The sequence below is a fragment of the Comamonas testosteroni genome (assembly GCF_000761245.1).
Classification (GTDB): domain Bacteria; phylum Pseudomonadota; class Gammaproteobacteria; order Burkholderiales; family Burkholderiaceae_C; genus Comamonas; species Comamonas testosteroni_C.
Genome location: NZ_AWOR01000001.1, coordinates 674,771 through 688,971 on the forward strand (window position 1 = coordinate 674,771; position 14,201 = coordinate 688,971).

Annotated in this window: 16 protein-coding genes and 1 tRNA gene; 12 read left to right on the top strand and 5 right to left on the bottom strand. The window is 58.6% G+C overall.

From position 1 onward, the window contains the following. Positions 1 to 38 precede the first annotated feature (38 nt). The 5 genes from P353_RS03035 to P353_RS03055 are packed head-to-tail and all read right to left on the bottom strand — an operon-like array spanning position 39 to position 3,659. Positions 39 to 866 (bottom strand): pilus assembly PilX family protein, encoded by an 828-nt coding sequence (locus P353_RS03035; RefSeq protein WP_034365033.1) that lies wholly within the window; start codon positions 864 to 866, stop codon positions 39 to 41. Between the two features lie 5 nt (positions 867 to 871). Then, positions 872 to 1,732 carry a PilW family protein gene (locus P353_RS03040; protein WP_034365036.1) on the bottom strand — a complete coding sequence of 287 codons (861 nt, stop codon included), beginning with the start codon at positions 1,730 to 1,732 and terminating at the stop codon, positions 872 to 874. Positions 1,733 to 1,741: 9 nt separating this feature from the next. Continuing rightward, positions 1,742 to 2,446, bottom strand: a complete 705-nt coding sequence (gene pilV, locus P353_RS03045; protein ID WP_034365038.1) for a type IV pilus modification protein PilV — start codon at positions 2,444 to 2,446, stop codon at positions 1,742 to 1,744. Next, the gene (locus P353_RS03050) at positions 2,434 to 3,084 is read right to left on the bottom strand and encodes a GspH/FimT family pseudopilin (RefSeq protein ID WP_198529011.1); all 651 of its coding nucleotides are present in this window, start codon (positions 3,082 to 3,084) and stop codon (positions 2,434 to 2,436) included. The genes pilV and P353_RS03050 overlap by 13 nt, the downstream gene beginning before the upstream one ends. Further along, positions 3,075 to 3,659 (bottom strand): GspH/FimT family pseudopilin, encoded by a 585-nt coding sequence (locus P353_RS03055; protein WP_034365041.1) that lies wholly within the window; start codon positions 3,657 to 3,659, stop codon positions 3,075 to 3,077. Before P353_RS03055 ends, P353_RS03050 begins: the two co-directional genes overlap by 10 nt. 598 nt (positions 3,660 to 4,257) lie before the next feature. Between P353_RS03055 and rpsO the strand changes: the two genes are divergently transcribed. The 12 genes from rpsO (at position 4,258) to nuoF (ending at position 14,193) form a co-directional block, all read left to right on the top strand. Beyond that, entirely contained in the window at positions 4,258 to 4,524 is a 267-nt protein-coding gene (rpsO, locus tag P353_RS03065) for a 30S ribosomal protein S15 (protein ID WP_003057844.1), read from the top strand. A gap of 205 nt (positions 4,525 to 4,729) precedes the next feature. Continuing rightward, positions 4,730 to 6,973, top strand: a complete 2,244-nt coding sequence (gene pnp / locus P353_RS03070; RefSeq protein ID WP_034365043.1) for a polyribonucleotide nucleotidyltransferase — start codon at positions 4,730 to 4,732, stop codon at positions 6,971 to 6,973. Positions 6,974 to 7,105: 132 nt separating this feature from the next. Beyond that, complete coding sequence (locus P353_RS03075; protein WP_034365045.1) at positions 7,106 to 8,113, top strand: NAD(P)H-quinone oxidoreductase; 1,008 nt, start codon at positions 7,106 to 7,108, stop codon at positions 8,111 to 8,113. Continuing rightward, positions 8,110 to 8,856 carry a triose-phosphate isomerase gene (gene tpiA / locus P353_RS03080; RefSeq protein ID WP_034365047.1) on the top strand — a complete coding sequence of 249 codons (747 nt, stop codon included), beginning with the start codon at positions 8,110 to 8,112 and terminating at the stop codon, positions 8,854 to 8,856. Before P353_RS03075 ends, tpiA begins: the two co-directional genes overlap by 4 nt. Positions 8,857 to 8,913: 57 nt before the next feature. Next, positions 8,914 to 9,300: a preprotein translocase subunit SecG gene (gene secG, locus P353_RS03085; RefSeq protein ID WP_034365050.1), complete on the top strand. Its 387-nt coding sequence runs from the start codon at positions 8,914 to 8,916 to the stop codon at positions 9,298 to 9,300. 119 nt (positions 9,301 to 9,419) lie between these two features. Then, positions 9,420 to 9,504: transfer RNA gene (locus P353_RS03090), tRNA-Leu, on the top strand. Positions 9,505 to 9,578: 74 nt separating this feature from the next. Beyond that, positions 9,579 to 9,938, top strand: coding sequence for an NADH-quinone oxidoreductase subunit A (locus P353_RS03095; RefSeq protein ID WP_003064381.1), 360 nt, complete (start codon positions 9,579 to 9,581; stop codon positions 9,936 to 9,938). Between the two features lie 22 nt (positions 9,939 to 9,960). Beyond that, a complete protein-coding gene (locus tag P353_RS03100) occupies positions 9,961 to 10,440 on the top strand; it encodes a NuoB/complex I 20 kDa subunit family protein (protein ID WP_003057832.1) in 480 nt (159 codons plus the stop codon). A 9-nt stretch (positions 10,441 to 10,449) separates the two neighbouring features. Beyond that, positions 10,450 to 11,061, top strand: coding sequence for an NADH-quinone oxidoreductase subunit C (locus tag P353_RS03105; RefSeq protein WP_034365053.1), 612 nt, complete (start codon positions 10,450 to 10,452; stop codon positions 11,059 to 11,061). A gap of 29 nt (positions 11,062 to 11,090) precedes the next feature. Beyond that, a complete protein-coding gene (locus P353_RS03110) occupies positions 11,091 to 12,344 on the top strand; it encodes an NADH-quinone oxidoreductase subunit D (protein ID WP_003076498.1) in 1,254 nt (417 codons plus the stop codon). Beyond that, positions 12,341 to 12,832 carry an NADH-quinone oxidoreductase subunit NuoE gene (nuoE, locus tag P353_RS03115; protein WP_003057829.1) on the top strand — a complete coding sequence of 164 codons (492 nt, stop codon included), beginning with the start codon at positions 12,341 to 12,343 and terminating at the stop codon, positions 12,830 to 12,832. The genes P353_RS03110 and nuoE overlap by 4 nt, the downstream gene beginning before the upstream one ends. Continuing rightward, positions 12,829 to 14,193 (top strand): NADH-quinone oxidoreductase subunit NuoF, encoded by a 1,365-nt coding sequence (gene nuoF / locus P353_RS03120; protein ID WP_034365057.1) that lies wholly within the window; start codon positions 12,829 to 12,831, stop codon positions 14,191 to 14,193. Before nuoE ends, nuoF begins: the two co-directional genes overlap by 4 nt. Positions 14,194 to 14,201 lie beyond the last annotated feature (8 nt).

Below are 14,201 nucleotides of genomic sequence, written 5' to 3' on the forward strand. Positions count from 1 at the left end.
GGCGGTCACCTGATCTGATAAATAGAGAATATGGATGTCTAGTCTTTGAGTTTTTGTCTTGCATACGTCTGCTGTAGCACAACCATCGTGTTGGGCTTGCGTCCATATGCCAGAGCTGTAATTCGATAGACGATATTAGGTGTCAGATTTAATGGCAAGATGCTTTGTGGATTTATGGCGCCAGTGCCTGTGCTATTCACAAGAACGCCGGAATTCTTGCTGCTGTCGTCATAGGGGAGAATTTCGATCCAGTACCAGGCCCCTTGGTTGGCTGCACTTCTGTCTCGCAATATGGCGTTTGCCGGACTATCATCATCTCCGATTGCTGCGCCTGTGAATTGACCATAGCGTGCGCCGACAGGTGTGGTGGTGCCTGTATGCACACCTGTCATTTGTCTCAGCGTAATGCCCTTGGTCGAATCTGTGTTGTTCCAGAAGTCCTGCTTGTCTTTGATGTCAGGACGATCGGCGCGCTTGATGCAAATCCCGTTTTTGCATTTCGGCGCTGTGTTGGGAATCTTGTTGGGGTCAGCAAGGTCCGCCAGAAGAGTGCCCACCTCCTGTGCTTCTAGCGGGATCTTTTCTGCGGTCGTGCGTCGGCATATATTTCCGTCGCTGTCATTGGGTGTGCAAAAGCTGCCGTCTGCATTTTCTCCACGAATATCGAGTTCGGCATCTTGCAAGATGGCTTGTGCCGCCTCGAAGGCTCGCTGGTAATCGGCATCATTGCCGACGATCAACTCATTGAACAGCGATGTGCGAGATGCCCACAGGGCCAGCAGCATGGAGAGCATGACAAAGATGATCACAACGAATAGCGATATGCCTCGTTGTTTTCTTTGTCGGGGAATTTTGAAAGTATTCATGATATTCAGCTGACGGTAGTCAGTCCCTGGCTGCGCAGCTGGTAGATGTTGCGGAAGACCATGTGCGCTCGCCGCGTACGTGGGGCAGCCAATGTATTCATGGTGACGGATGTAGTGTTGTCGCAGTCCAGGTAGGTGGTGTTGTCCGGCATATCAATGGCTTCATTGCCATAAAGCACCAGACATATTTCCACGCCGACAACCTGCGGCCAGGCGCTTGCCACAGTAGCTGCATCGACATAGCTGATTTGAGGGGATCCACTGGATGCCGATGTCTGAAGCAAATATCGCACTTGAAAATTAGCGACATTCTGAATAATGGGTTGTGAGTTTCCTGATGCGCCCACGCAGCGCAATTCATTGTTTGTGGAATTGAGCGAGAACCGGCTTTGAATCAGGTTGTCATTAGGTGATTGGCCGAGGCAATCGCGCAGCATGGATGCGGTATTTGTTGATGTATATACCGGCTCTTTATAGTTGCGATAACCCAAGGTGAGCTTGTATTCATTGGTGCCTGGGCTATCGATGCCGCTGATGGTATTGACCGCGGGGTCAAAATCTGTGGCTTTGGTTTCAAAGGCTACCGGATCCGACATATCGATATCGGCTCCTTCTGACTTTTGTGCGGCTAGATTCAGTTTCAAGGAGCCGGCCTGGCGGAGCTGTTGCCCGATGACGCGAAAGGCGTATGCCGCTTGCTGTTGCAGCATGCTGCTATCGCTGACCGTGCCGGTAACGCCTCTTGAGACCATCAGCGCACCCATGGCAACGGCTATCGTCAGAAGTCCGATGACGATGCCGACGAGTAGTTCAATCAGAGTCACGCCGCGCTGGGGCTGGCTTCTCGCGATGCTGGAGACTTTCATAGGGATGCGTCAGGTTCCGGGGCAGAAAAACAAAGGTGCACTATTGCCTGCACGAAAGTCAGGTGCGCAGCGTGCACTGACCGGTATGTATTGAAGATGGCAAGTGAAGTTGGCGGGGCAGGCGGTGGGATCTTTGGTGCCAATGCTGCCGTCGCTCTTGATGCTGGCTCCGGTGTTGATGGCGTCCTTGTAGGCCTTTTTGGCAGCAGTGCCAGCGGCGTCGCTTGCAAAGTCCTCGCGCTCGTTTTCCCGCCAGCGTATGAGTACGCCCAATTGCCGACGGTTGGTGATGCTGCTGGAATCACCATCAGCAAGGGCCAGGAAGGTGGCCGCATTGCCAAGCGGGAGCGAGCGCTCCACCAAACGTTTCCATTCCTTGAGGTCGTACTCGGCCAACTCAGCCTGGGTGCAGGTAGTGCTGCCAACGCATTTTTTGGTCGCAGCAGTGGTTGGCGGTGTGGCGGTCCAGCCCGCGACGTAGGTGTTGATGCCGCTCAGTGCATTGGGATTCACCTTCATGCGCTCGCTGAGGTCTTCAATCAAACGGATGGCCTGAGCGCGGCGCATGCTGGTCTGGGTGTCGGTCAGCGTGCGCATTTGTACGCCGAGGATGCCGAGGATGCCCAGTGCGGCAACGACGATGGCAATCAGCGATTCCAGCAAAGTGATGCCTTGCTGTTTGCTGAGTTGGCGAGTGTGATTCAGTTGGTGCATGGCACGTCTTTTTGTTCAATGACTCGAATTCGTCCGCCTGAAGACATGCAAATGCCCTTGGTGGCGGCAGAGGCTATTCCGGCAGGCTGAGGTGCTATCGTGAAGCCGATCAAATTGGCGCCATCCATCATTCCCCAACGGTCGACGCGGATGGTGGCGCCTGATTTGGTTCTGGTGACGGTTACTTTGGTTGGTGGTTCATAGCGCTGGATTTCCTCTCCGCTGTTCCAGCGTCTGTTGCCATTGCTGTCCACGAAGACGACCCAGCCGCAATCCCAGTCCTGGTTGGTTCCGTCGGTGATGCAGCCAACAGTGGTTCTGGGAAGCTTTTCCAGATAGACGTTGCCGCCGCGCTTGATAGCTTCCGAGCGGGCGAACATCAGGCTGGATTTCATGATCTCCACGGCCTCCATGACGCGCCAGCGCTCAAAAATAAAGTTGAAGCTAGGCACTGCAATGGCGCTGAGGATTGCGGCTATGGCAACGGTCACTATCAGCTCAATGGAAGTGAATCCGTAACTGCTCAAGCCGGGGCGGCGAGATGCGTAGCGTTGTTGAATCTGGTGTACATGCAGACTCCTCGTTGAGGGCGGGCCTGTGCCGCTGCCCAATGATCCTGTTCGCTTGGTTAACTGCATGAGCCGGTTGCAGATTCGAGTCGCTTGATACGTCCACTGCTGCTGACGCAGATTGAGGATGCGTTGGCGGTGCTGCCACTTTTTGGGGTCAGTCGAAATGCAAAATCGATGGCGGCATTCGTGCTTGAGAATCTTCCCCAGCGGTCAACCTTGATCGGGTCGGTCAGCTTGGCATCACTGGTATTGGTGAACTGCACGCTTACCTTATTGGGGGCAGGCGCGGTCTGCAATGTGTCTTCGTTGTTGTCCTGCGTGCCGTTGCTGTTCAAGTCGGCAAACACAATCCAGCCGCAGCTCCAGAGGCTGGTATCGGAGCCCACTGCTGTGCAGCCTCCGCCATCACCGCTGCGCAAAATAGTCACATTGCCGCCGCGCTTGATGGCTTCGGAGCGCGCAAAGTAAAACGTGGACTGCAATTCCTCGGATGCCTGGCGCACTCGCCAGCGTTCAAGGGTTGGATTGAAGCTGGGCGCGGCGATGCCGGCCAAAACGGCCAGAACGGCAACCGTGACCATGAGTTCAATGGCTGTGAAGCCTCTGGAAAAATGGCGACGAATGAGGGGCTGGTTGAGCATGCTGGCATATTACGTTTCGTTGCATGCCAAATGCTTTGTGACTGGATGAGTGGTCTTGATGGGGAGATCGGTGGTTGCTTTTCAGCGGCGGCGGCCGGAAGCTGGGTAGGCATACCCGGCGCATGCCCCGGAGTTGGGTCTTCCCTGGCATTCGCGATACAGCCGCCTGTCGCGTTCGGCGGTAGTTTCTTCCGAGCTGCTGCGGGTGTGCTGGATCTTGACCTTGCTGCTTTGCTTCTTGGCTGCTTTGTGCTTGCGTTGGCCTGCATTGGCTGCGAGTGCTGGCTGATCTGCGAGAGCGAAGACCATGAGGGCCGCAGTGCAGAGGTGGGCAAACGAATAGCGTCTAGAAAAGCTGGTCATTGCAGATCCCTGGCTGGAGGTGATGGGCGCATTGTCCGAGTCTTGCCTGGGAGCGGGCAAGCGGGTTTGCCAGCCTTGGTCTTGTGCCCAGTCGTGCTATTGCATGGAAGATAAATCGCCTCTTGATATAATCGCTGGGTTTTGCATGGTGCAAGACGCACGCTGAGGCCTTTCCAGCCTTGGCGCAAGTAACCAAGGTGCTCCCCGCTGAGTGCCAAATCCTAAGGAAAACAAAATGATCGCTGCCGATAAGAAGGCTGAAGTTGTCAAGGCCAATGCCCGTTCCGAAAACGACACTGGTAGCCCCGAAGTGCAAGTGGCTCTGCTGACAGCTCGCATCAACGAACTGACTCCCCACTTCAAGGCTAACGCCAAGGACCACCACGGTCGTCGCGGTCTGCTGCGCATGGTGAGCCGTCGCCGCAAGCTGCTGGACTACCTGAAGTCCAAGGACGCTGACCGCTACACAGCACTGATCGCCAAGCTGGGCCTGCGCAAGTAAGCACGGTGAAAGATCGAAACGCCTGAGTTAGATTGCCTAGCTCAGGCGTTTTTTACTTCGGAGTTCGCAAAACAGAGCGAAGCTGTGTCATTCCAGTGCTGCACTATTTGTAGCGCGTAGCGCAGCACTGGAATGGCATCGTGTTCTGTTTGCACTCCAAATCAAGACTGGATGAGCGCATCCAGCTATTCATAAAGGAGTCAATATGACCATGTTCAACAAAGTTACCAAGACTTTCCAGTGGGGCCAGCATACGGTCACCATGGAAACCGGCGAAATCGCGCGCCAGGCCTCCGGCGCCGTGCTGGTCAACATCGACGACACCGTGGTGCTGGCCACTGTCGTGGGCTCCAAGATCGCCAAGGCCGGCCAGGACTTCTTCCCCCTGACCGTTGACTACATCGAGAAGACCTATGCAGCCGGCAAGATCCCCGGCAGCTTCTTCAAGCGCGAAGCCAAGCCTTCCGAGCTGGAGACTCTGACCTCGCGTCTGATCGACCGCCCCATCCGTCCCCTGTTCCCCGAAGGCTTCTACAACGACGTGCATGTGGTCATCCACACCATTTCGCTGAACCCCGAAGTCGACGCCGACATCGCTGCCATGATTGCTGTCTCCGCTGCTCTGGCAGTGTCGGGCCTGCCTTTCAACGGTCCTATCGGTGCAGCCCGCGTGGGTTACATCAATGGCGAATACGTGCTGAACCCCGGTCAGACCCTGCGCAAGGATTCGCAGATGGATCTGGTCGTTGCCGGCACCGAATCTGCCGTGCTGATGGTGGAGTCCGAAGCCCTGCAGCTGCCTGAAGAAGTGATGCTGGGCGCCGTGGTGTTCGGCCACGAGCAAGGCAAGATCGCCATCGACGCCATCCATGACCTGGTGCGCGAAGGCGGCAAGCCCGCATGGGACTGGACTGCTCCCGCCAAGGACGAAGCGCTGATCGCCAAGGTGGTCGAGCTGGGCGAAGCCAAGCTGCGCGCCGCTTACCAGGAACGCAACAAGCAGGTGCGTACCCTGGCTTGCCGCACGGCCTACGCAGATGTCAAGGCCGCCTTGACCGAGCAGGGCGTGGCGTTTGACGGCGTCAAGGTTGAAGGCATGCTGTTCGACATCGAAGCCGGCATCGTGCGTTCGCAGATCCTGGCGGGCGAGCCCCGTATCGACGGCCGCGACACCCGTACCGTGCGTCCCATCGAAATCCGCTCCTCCGTGCTGCCCCGCACTCACGGCTCCGCGCTGTTCACGCGTGGTGAAACCCAGGCCCTGGTGATCTCCACGCTGGGTACCGAGCGTGACGCTCAGAAGATCGACGCGCTGGCTGGCGAGTTCGAAGACCGCTTCCTGTTCCACTACAACATGCCTCCCTTTGCCACCGGCGAAGTGGGCCGCATGGGCTCGACCAAGCGCCGTGAAATCGGCCACGGCCGTTTGGCCAAGCGCGCTCTGGCCGCTTGCCTGCCGACCAAGGAAGAGTTCCCCTACACCATCCGCGTGGTGTCGGAAATCACCGAGTCCAACGGCTCCTCGTCCATGGCTTCGGTCTGCGGCGGCTGCCTGTCCATGATGGACGCCGGCGTGCCCATGAAGGCGCATGTGGCCGGTATCGCCATGGGTCTGATCAAGGAAGACAACAAGTTCGCCGTGCTGACCGACATCCTGGGTGACGAAGATCACCTGGGTGACATGGACTTCAAGGTGGCCGGTACCACCAACGGTATCACTGCCCTGCAGATGGACATCAAGATCCAGGGCATCACCAAGGAAATCATGCAGGTCGCCCTGGCTCAGGCCAAGGAAGCGCGCATGCACATCCTGGGCAAGATGCAGGAAGCCATGGGTGAAGCCAAGACCGAAGTCTCCAGCTTCGCGCCCAAGCTCTACACCATGAAGATCAACCCCGAGAAGATCCGTGACGTGATCGGCAAGGGCGGCGCCACCATCCGTGCGCTGACCGAAGAGACCGGCACCCAGATCAACATCGAGGAAGACGGCACCATCACCATTGCCGCCACTGACGGCGCCAAGGCTGAAGCTGCCAAGCTGCGCATCGAGCAGATCACGGCCGAAGTCGAGATCGGCAAGGTCTACGAAGGCCCCATCGTCAAGATCCTGGAATTCGGTGCCCTGGTCAACTTGCTGCCCGGCAAGGACGGTCTGCTGCATATCAGCCAGATCGCTCACGAGCGCGTGGAAAAGGTCACCGACTATCTGCAAGAAGGTCAAGTGATCAAGGTCAAGGTTCTGGAAACCGACGACAAGGGTCGTGTCAAGCTGTCCATGAAGGCGCTGACCGAGCGTCCCGCCGGCATGCCCGAGCGCGAGCCGCGTGAACCCCGTGGCGATCGCGAGTACCGCGAACGTGCTCCTCGTCAGAATCGCGAACCCCGCGAGAGTCGCGAGCCGCGCGAAAACCGCGCAGCCGCTGACGAGCAGCAGCAACAGCAGCAGTAATGGCTGAGCAGGAGTCCGCCGCGAGGCGGTCTCCTGTTTTGTCGTTTGCTGGCTGATCCTGATTTTGTAGCTGCTAGCGCTTTTTTGCATAAGCGCTTGAGCCTGATTTCTTTGATAAAGCAAAGCCTGACTATGGAAGCCAACACAATGCGAGCGGTGGAAATCACCAGCTATGGTGCGCCAGACGTGCTGCGCATGGGTGTACGTCCCATGCCGGTGGCGGCTGAGGGCGAGGTGCTGATTCGCGTTGCCGCGAGCGGCATCAATCGCCCCGATGTGCTGCAGCGCAAAGGTCATTACGCACCGCCTCCCGGTGCCTCCGATCTTCCGGGGCTTGAGGTGGCGGGTGTGATCGTGGCGGGCGATGAAGCGGCCATGGGCAAGGCGGGCTTCAAGCTCGGCGACCGCGTCTGCGCGCTGGTGGCCGGTGGCGGCTATGCGAGCTTCTGCGCTGCGCCCGTGGAGCAGTGTCTGCCGGTGCCGGCGGGCTTTAGCGACGTGCAGGCGGCTGCCTTGCCCGAGACCTTTTTCACGGTCTGGAGCAATGTGTTTGACCGGGGGGCTCTGCAGCCCGGCGAAACCTTGCTGGTGCAGGGCGGCAGCAGCGGCATTGGCGTGACGGCGATTCAGCTGGCCAAGGCCTGGGGCGCGACGGTCATTGTCACGGCGGGCAGTGATGCCAAGTGCGATGACTGCCTCAAGCTCGGAGCCGATCACGCCATCAACTACAAGACACAGGATTTTGCGGCAGAAGTGCAGCGCATCACGGCGGGCGAAGGCGTCAACGTCATCCTCGACATGGTCGCCGGCAGCTATGTGGCGCGCGAAGTCCAATGCCTGGCTCCTGATGGCCGTCTGGTCATCATTGCGGTGCAGGGCGGCGTCAAGGCCGAGTTCGATGCCGGCCTGGTGCTGCGCAAGCGACTGACCGTGACCGGCTCCACGCTGCGCCCGCGCTCCGTGGCCTTCAAGGCGGCGATCGCCGAGGCGCTCAAGCGCAATGTCTGGCCTCTTCTGGAGTCCGGCAAGGTGCGCCCAGCCATTTATCGTGAATTCGATGCTGCTGATGCGGCGCAGGCTCATGCGCTGATGGAATCCAGCCAGCACACCGGAAAAATCGTTTTGACTTGGGAAACATGAAGCAAAAACTCATTGTTGGCAACTGGAAGATGAACGGCAGCTTGGCTGCCAATGCCGCTTTGCTGCAGGCCATCAAGCAGGGCTTGCCTGCTGACAACAAGGCGGGTGTGGCTGTGGCGGCTCCTGCGCCCTATCTGGCTCAAGTCCAGGCGGAACTTGCGGGTGCCGCCATTGGTGTGGGCGCGCAGGATGTGTCCCAGCACGAGCAGGGTGCATTCACGGGCGAGGTTTCGGCCGCCATGCTCAAGGAGTTCGGCGTGCGCTATGCACTGGTCGGTCACTCCGAGCGTCGTCAGTATCATGGCGAGACTGATGCCGTGGTTGCCGGCAAGGCTCAGGCCGCGCTGGCCAAGGGCATCACGCCCATCGTCTGCGTGGGCGAGACCCTGGCGGAACGTGAAGCAGGTCAGACCGAGGCTGTGGTCAAGCGTCAGCTGGCAGCCGTGATTCATCAGGTCGGCCACTGCGTGAGCGAGCTGGTCGTGGCCTATGAGCCTGTCTGGGCCATAGGCACCGGCAAGACTGCCACTCCCGAGCAGGCCCAGCAGGTGCATGCCGTGCTGCGGGCGCAGCTGGCGGCGGCCAGCGACAAGGCTGATCGCGTGCCCCTGCTTTATGGCGGTAGCATGAATGCTGGCAATGCGGCGCAACTGCTGGCTCAGGCCGATATTGACGGCGGCCTGATCGGTGGTGCGGCTCTCAAGGCCCCGGATTTCCTCACTATTATTGCGGCAGCGCAATAATTCGTCTGCGCCGCACTCCGGTGCGGTGCGCAATGATTCAGACTTTTAGGTTTTGATATGAACGTCTTTTCCAGCGTCATTCTCGCGGTCCAGATGCTGGCCGCTCTGGGCATGATCGGCCTCATCCTCATGCAGCACGGCAAGGGTGCCGATATGGGGGCTTCTTTTGGCAGCGGTTCGTCGGGCAGCCTGTTTGGCGCCTCGGGCAGTGCCAACTTCCTGTCGCGCTCCACGGCGGCTCTGGCCACCGTGTTCTTCGTGTCGACACTGGCACTGGCTTATCTGGGCAACGCTCGCCCAGTGAGTTCGGGTAGTGTGCTGGAAGGCGCTGCTCCGGTGTCGGCTCCTGCGCCTGCTGCCGATGTGCCGCCAGCAACTACCGGTGGTGCTGCCGTGCCTCCTGCTGCTCCTGCAGAGGGTGCAGCCCAGATCCCAACAAAATAATTTGAGAAAATCCTGAAGAACCCCGAAGAGTGGGGTTTTTCAGGCTAGAATCTAGGGATTGTCTGGGGATCAGAATCTTTGCAACGAAGGTTCCAGAGATTGCCGGACTTTGAGACGAAGCCGTCGTGGTGGAATTGGTAGACACGCTATCTTGAGGGGGTAGTGGCGAAAGCTGTGCGAGTTCGAGTCTCGCCGACGGCACCAACACATAACTAAAAACCTGCCCTGCTGATCAGGCAGTGATCGGTGAGGCATGTTTTCATAACAAGGCCCACTCGATGAACATCGATCAGTACCTTCCCGTTCTTCTGTTCATTCTTATTGGCATGGCTGTGGGTGTTGTACCCCTGGTGCTCGGCTACGTGCTGGGTCCCAACCGCCCTGATGCTGCCAAGAACTCCCCCTACGAATGCGGTTTCGAGGCGTTTGAAGACGCTCGAATGAAATTTGATGTGCGCTACTACCTGGTTGCCATCCTGTTCATTCTGTTCGACTTGGAAATCGCATTTCTGCTGCCCTGGGCTGTCGCACTCAAAGATGTCGGCGGCGTGGGTTTTGTTGCTGTCCTGATTTTCCTGGCCATTCTGGTCGTGGGCTTTGCCTACGAGTGGAAAAAAGGCGCCCTGGATTGGGAATAAGCAGCTTTTCTGAGGAAACACGATGATCGAAGGCGTGATGAAGGAAGGCTTCGTCACCACCAGTTATGACACGGTGGTGAACTGGGCCAAGACAGGGTCGATCTGGCCCATGACGTTTGGCCTGGCCTGCTGTGCGGTGGAGATGATGCACGCAGCCGCTGCCCGCTATGACATCGGTCGCTTCGGCTCCGAAGTGTTCCGTGCCAGCCCCCGCCACTCTGACCTGATGATTGTTGCCGGTACGCTGTGCAACAAGATGGCTCCCGCGATGCGCAAGGTCTACGACCAGATGTCCGAGCCGCGCTGGGTCATCTCCATGGGCTCCTGTGCCAATGGTGGTGGTTACTATCACTACAGCTACTCGGTGGTGCGCGGTTGCGATCGCATTGTTCCCGTCGACGTCTATGTGCCTGGTTGCCCTCCGACAGCGGAAGCGCTGATCTACGGCATCATCCAGCTGCAGCAGAAGATTCGTCGTACCCACACCATCGCTCGCGTTTAAAGGGCTGAGATGACTGCAATTGCGATTCACCCCGAAAAGCTTCGGGATGTGGTTACTGCTGCCTTGGGTGACAAGGTGCGCTCCGTCACTCTGGCCTATGGCGAAGTGACGGTGGAGGTATCCGCTGACAAGTATCTGGACGTGATGCAGATTCTGCGCAATGCTCCGGACTGCCAGTTCGAGATGCTGTTGGATCTGTGCGGCGTGGACTACTCCACTTATGCGGAAGTCGGCAAGGACGGTCCGCGTTTTGCCGTTGTATCCCACCTGATGTCTTTGACGTTGAACCAACGTCTGCGTGTGCGTGTGTACTGCGCAGATGACGACTTCCCCGTGGTGGCCTCAATCAACCCCATCTGGAACTCGGCCAACTGGTTCGAGCGCGAAGCCTTCGATCTGTTCGGCATCGTGTTCGAAGGTCACGAAGACCTGCGTCGCATCCTGACCGACTATGGCTTCATCGGCCATCCGTTCCGCAAGGATTTCCCTGTGTCCGGCCACGTGGAAATGCGCTACGACGCCGAACAGAAACGTGTGGTGTACCAGCCCGTCACGATCGAGCCGCGCGAAATCACGCCTCGCATCATTCGTGAAGAAAACTACGGCGGAGGCCTGCACTAAAGGCGCACGTCGCCTTTTGACGGAAGACCATGGCTGAAATCAAGAACTATTCCCTGAACTTTGGTCCGCAGCACCCGGCAGCGCACGGTGTGCTGCGTCTGGTGTTGGAGCTCGATGGCGAAGTGGTGCAGCGCGCCGACCCGCACATCGGTCTGTTGCACCGCGCGACCGAAAAGCTGGCCGAAAGCAAGACTTATATCCAGTCGCTGCCCTATATGGACCGCCTGGATTACTGCTCGATGATGAGCAACGAGCACGCTTACTGCCTGGCCATTGAAAAACTGATGGGCATCGAAGTGCCTATCCGCGCTCAGTACATCCGTGTGATGTTCTCGGAAATCACCCGCATCATGAATCACCTGATGTGGCTGGGTTCCTCGGGCAACGATGCCGGAAGCTCGACCATCCTGATCTACAGCTTCCGCGAGCGTGAAGCGCTGATGGACATGTACGAAGCCGTATCGGGTGCGCGCATGCACGCGGCTTACTTCCGTCCCGGTGGTGTGTATCGCGACCTGCCGGACAGCATGCCTCAGTACAAGGCCAGCAAGGTACGCAATGTGCGCTCCATGGAGGCCATGAACGAGGACCGCAAGGGCTCGCTGCTGGACTTCATCGACGCTTTCACGCAGCGCTTCCCCAAGTGTGCGGACGAGTACGAAACCCTGCTGACCGACAACCGTATCTGGAAGCAGCGTAACGTCGGCATCGGCGTGGTGTCTGCAGAGCGCGCCATCAATCTGGGCCTGACCGGTCCCATGCTGCGCGCCTCGGGCCTGCCCTGGGACATGCGCAAGACCCAACCCTACGAGGTCTACGACAAGCTGGACTTCGATATTCCAGTGGGTGCCACGGGCGACTGCTACGACCGCTATCTGGTTCGCATGGCCGAGATGCGCGAGTCCAACAAGATCATCAAGCAATGCGTGGACTGGCTGCGTGTCAATCCCGGCCCGGTGATCACGGACAATCACAAGGTTGCGCCCGCAAGCCGTGAAGCCATGAAGTCCAACATGGAAGAGCTGATTCACCATTTCAAGCTCTTTACCGAAGGCTTCAAGGTTCCCGAAGGCGAGGCTTATGCTTCCGTCGAGCATCCCAAGGGTGAGTTCGGCATTTATTTGATCAGCGATGGTGCCAACAAGCCCTATCGACTGAAGATTCGTCCACCAGGATTTGCGCACATGGCTGCTCTCGATGAACTGAGCCGTGGCCATATGCTGGCTGACGCCGTGATGGTGCTCAGTACCCTGGACATCGTGTTTGGAGACGTTGACCGATGATTACCGAAGCGACCAGAGAACGCTTTGCGCGTGAGGTGGCAAAGTATCCGGCTGACCAGAAACAGTCTGCCGTCATGGCTTGCCTGTCTATCGTGCAGCAGGAGCAGGGCTGGGTCAGCCAGGAAAGCGAGGCAGTGATTGCCGAAGTTCTGGGCATGGCCGAGATTGCGGTGCACGAAGTCACCACTTTCTACAACATGTACAACCAACAACCCGTTGGCAAGTACAAGCTCAATGTCTGCACCAATCTGCCATGCCAGCTGCGTGACGGCTACAAGGCCTTGCACCACCTGGAGCACAAGCTGGGCATCAAGATGGGTGAGACCACCAAGGATGGCCTGTTCACACTGCAGCAGTCCGAGTGCCTGGGCGCCTGCGCCGATTCGCCCGTGATGCTGGTCAACGACCGTTGCATGTGCAGCTTCATGAGCAATGAAAAGCTCGACGAGCTGGTCGACGGCCTGCGCGCAGCGGAGGGCAAGGCATGAGCACGATTCTGAACAATCCTGCCGCCAATGCCGTGCTGGCCAAGTTCGCATCGACCGGCACCGAAACCTGCTTCCACGACCGCCACATCAACCCCCAGATCTATGCAGATCTGAACGGCAGCAACTGGTCCATCAAGGACTACGAAGCACGCGGCGGCTATCAGGCCCTGCGCAAGCTGCTGGGCAAGGACGGCGGCGAGGGCCTGACGCAAGATCAGGTCATCGCGACGCTCAAGGAATCCGGCCTGCGCGGCCGCGGTGGTGCGGGCTTTCCCACGGGTCTGAAGTGGAGCTTCATGCCCCGCCAGTTTCCCGGTCAGAAGCATCTGGTCTGCAACTCCGATGAGGGCGAACCCGGTACCTGCAAGGACCGCGACATTCTGATGTTCAACCCGCACATCGTGATCGAAGGCATGATCATTGCCGCTTTCGCGATGGGCATCAGCATTGGCTACAACTACATCCACGGCGAAATCTTCGAAGTCTATGAGCGCTTCGAGGCAGCCCTGGAAGAAGCCCGCGCGGCCGGTTATCTGGGTGACAGCATCCTGGGCAGCAGCTTCAGCTTCCAGTTGCATGCCCACCATGGCTTTGGCGCCTATATCTGCGGCGAAGAAACCGCGCTGCTGGAATCGCTGGAAGGCAAGAAGGGCCAGCCCCGCTTCAAGCCGCCATTCCCCGCCAGCTTCGGCCTGTACGGCAAGCCCACGACCATCAACAACACCGAGACTTTTGCGGCCGTTCCCTGGATCATCCGCAACGGTGGCCAGGCCTATCTGGAATGCGGCAAGCCCAACAACGGCGGCACCAAGATCTTCTCGGTCAGCGGCGACGTGAACCTGCCCGGCAACTACGAAGTCCCCATGGGCACGCCTTTCAGCAAGCTGCTGGAGCTGGCGGGCGGTGTGCGTACCGGTCGCAAGCTCAAGGCAGTGATCCCCGGCGGCTCTTCGTCGCCCGTGCTGCCTGCCGACATCATCATGGACTGCACGATGGACTATGACTCCATCTCCAAGGCCGGCTCCATGCTGGGTTCGGGCGCCGTGATCGTGATGGATGATTCGCGCGACATGGTCGAGTGCCTGCTGCGTCTGTCGTACTTCTATTCGCACGAGTCCTGCGGCCAGTGCACGCCCTGCCGTGAAGGCACGGGCTGGCTGTGGCGCGTGGTGAACCGTATTCAGCACGGCGAAGGCCGTCCGGAAGATATCGAGCTGTTGGACTCGGTATCCGTGAACATCATGGGCCGCACGATCTGTGCGCTCGGCGACGCGGCAGCCATGCCGGTTCGCGCCATGATCAAGCACTTCCGCCACGAGTTCGAAGCGAAGATCCAGAACGCTTCCAAACAGGCTGCATGAGCGCCTGA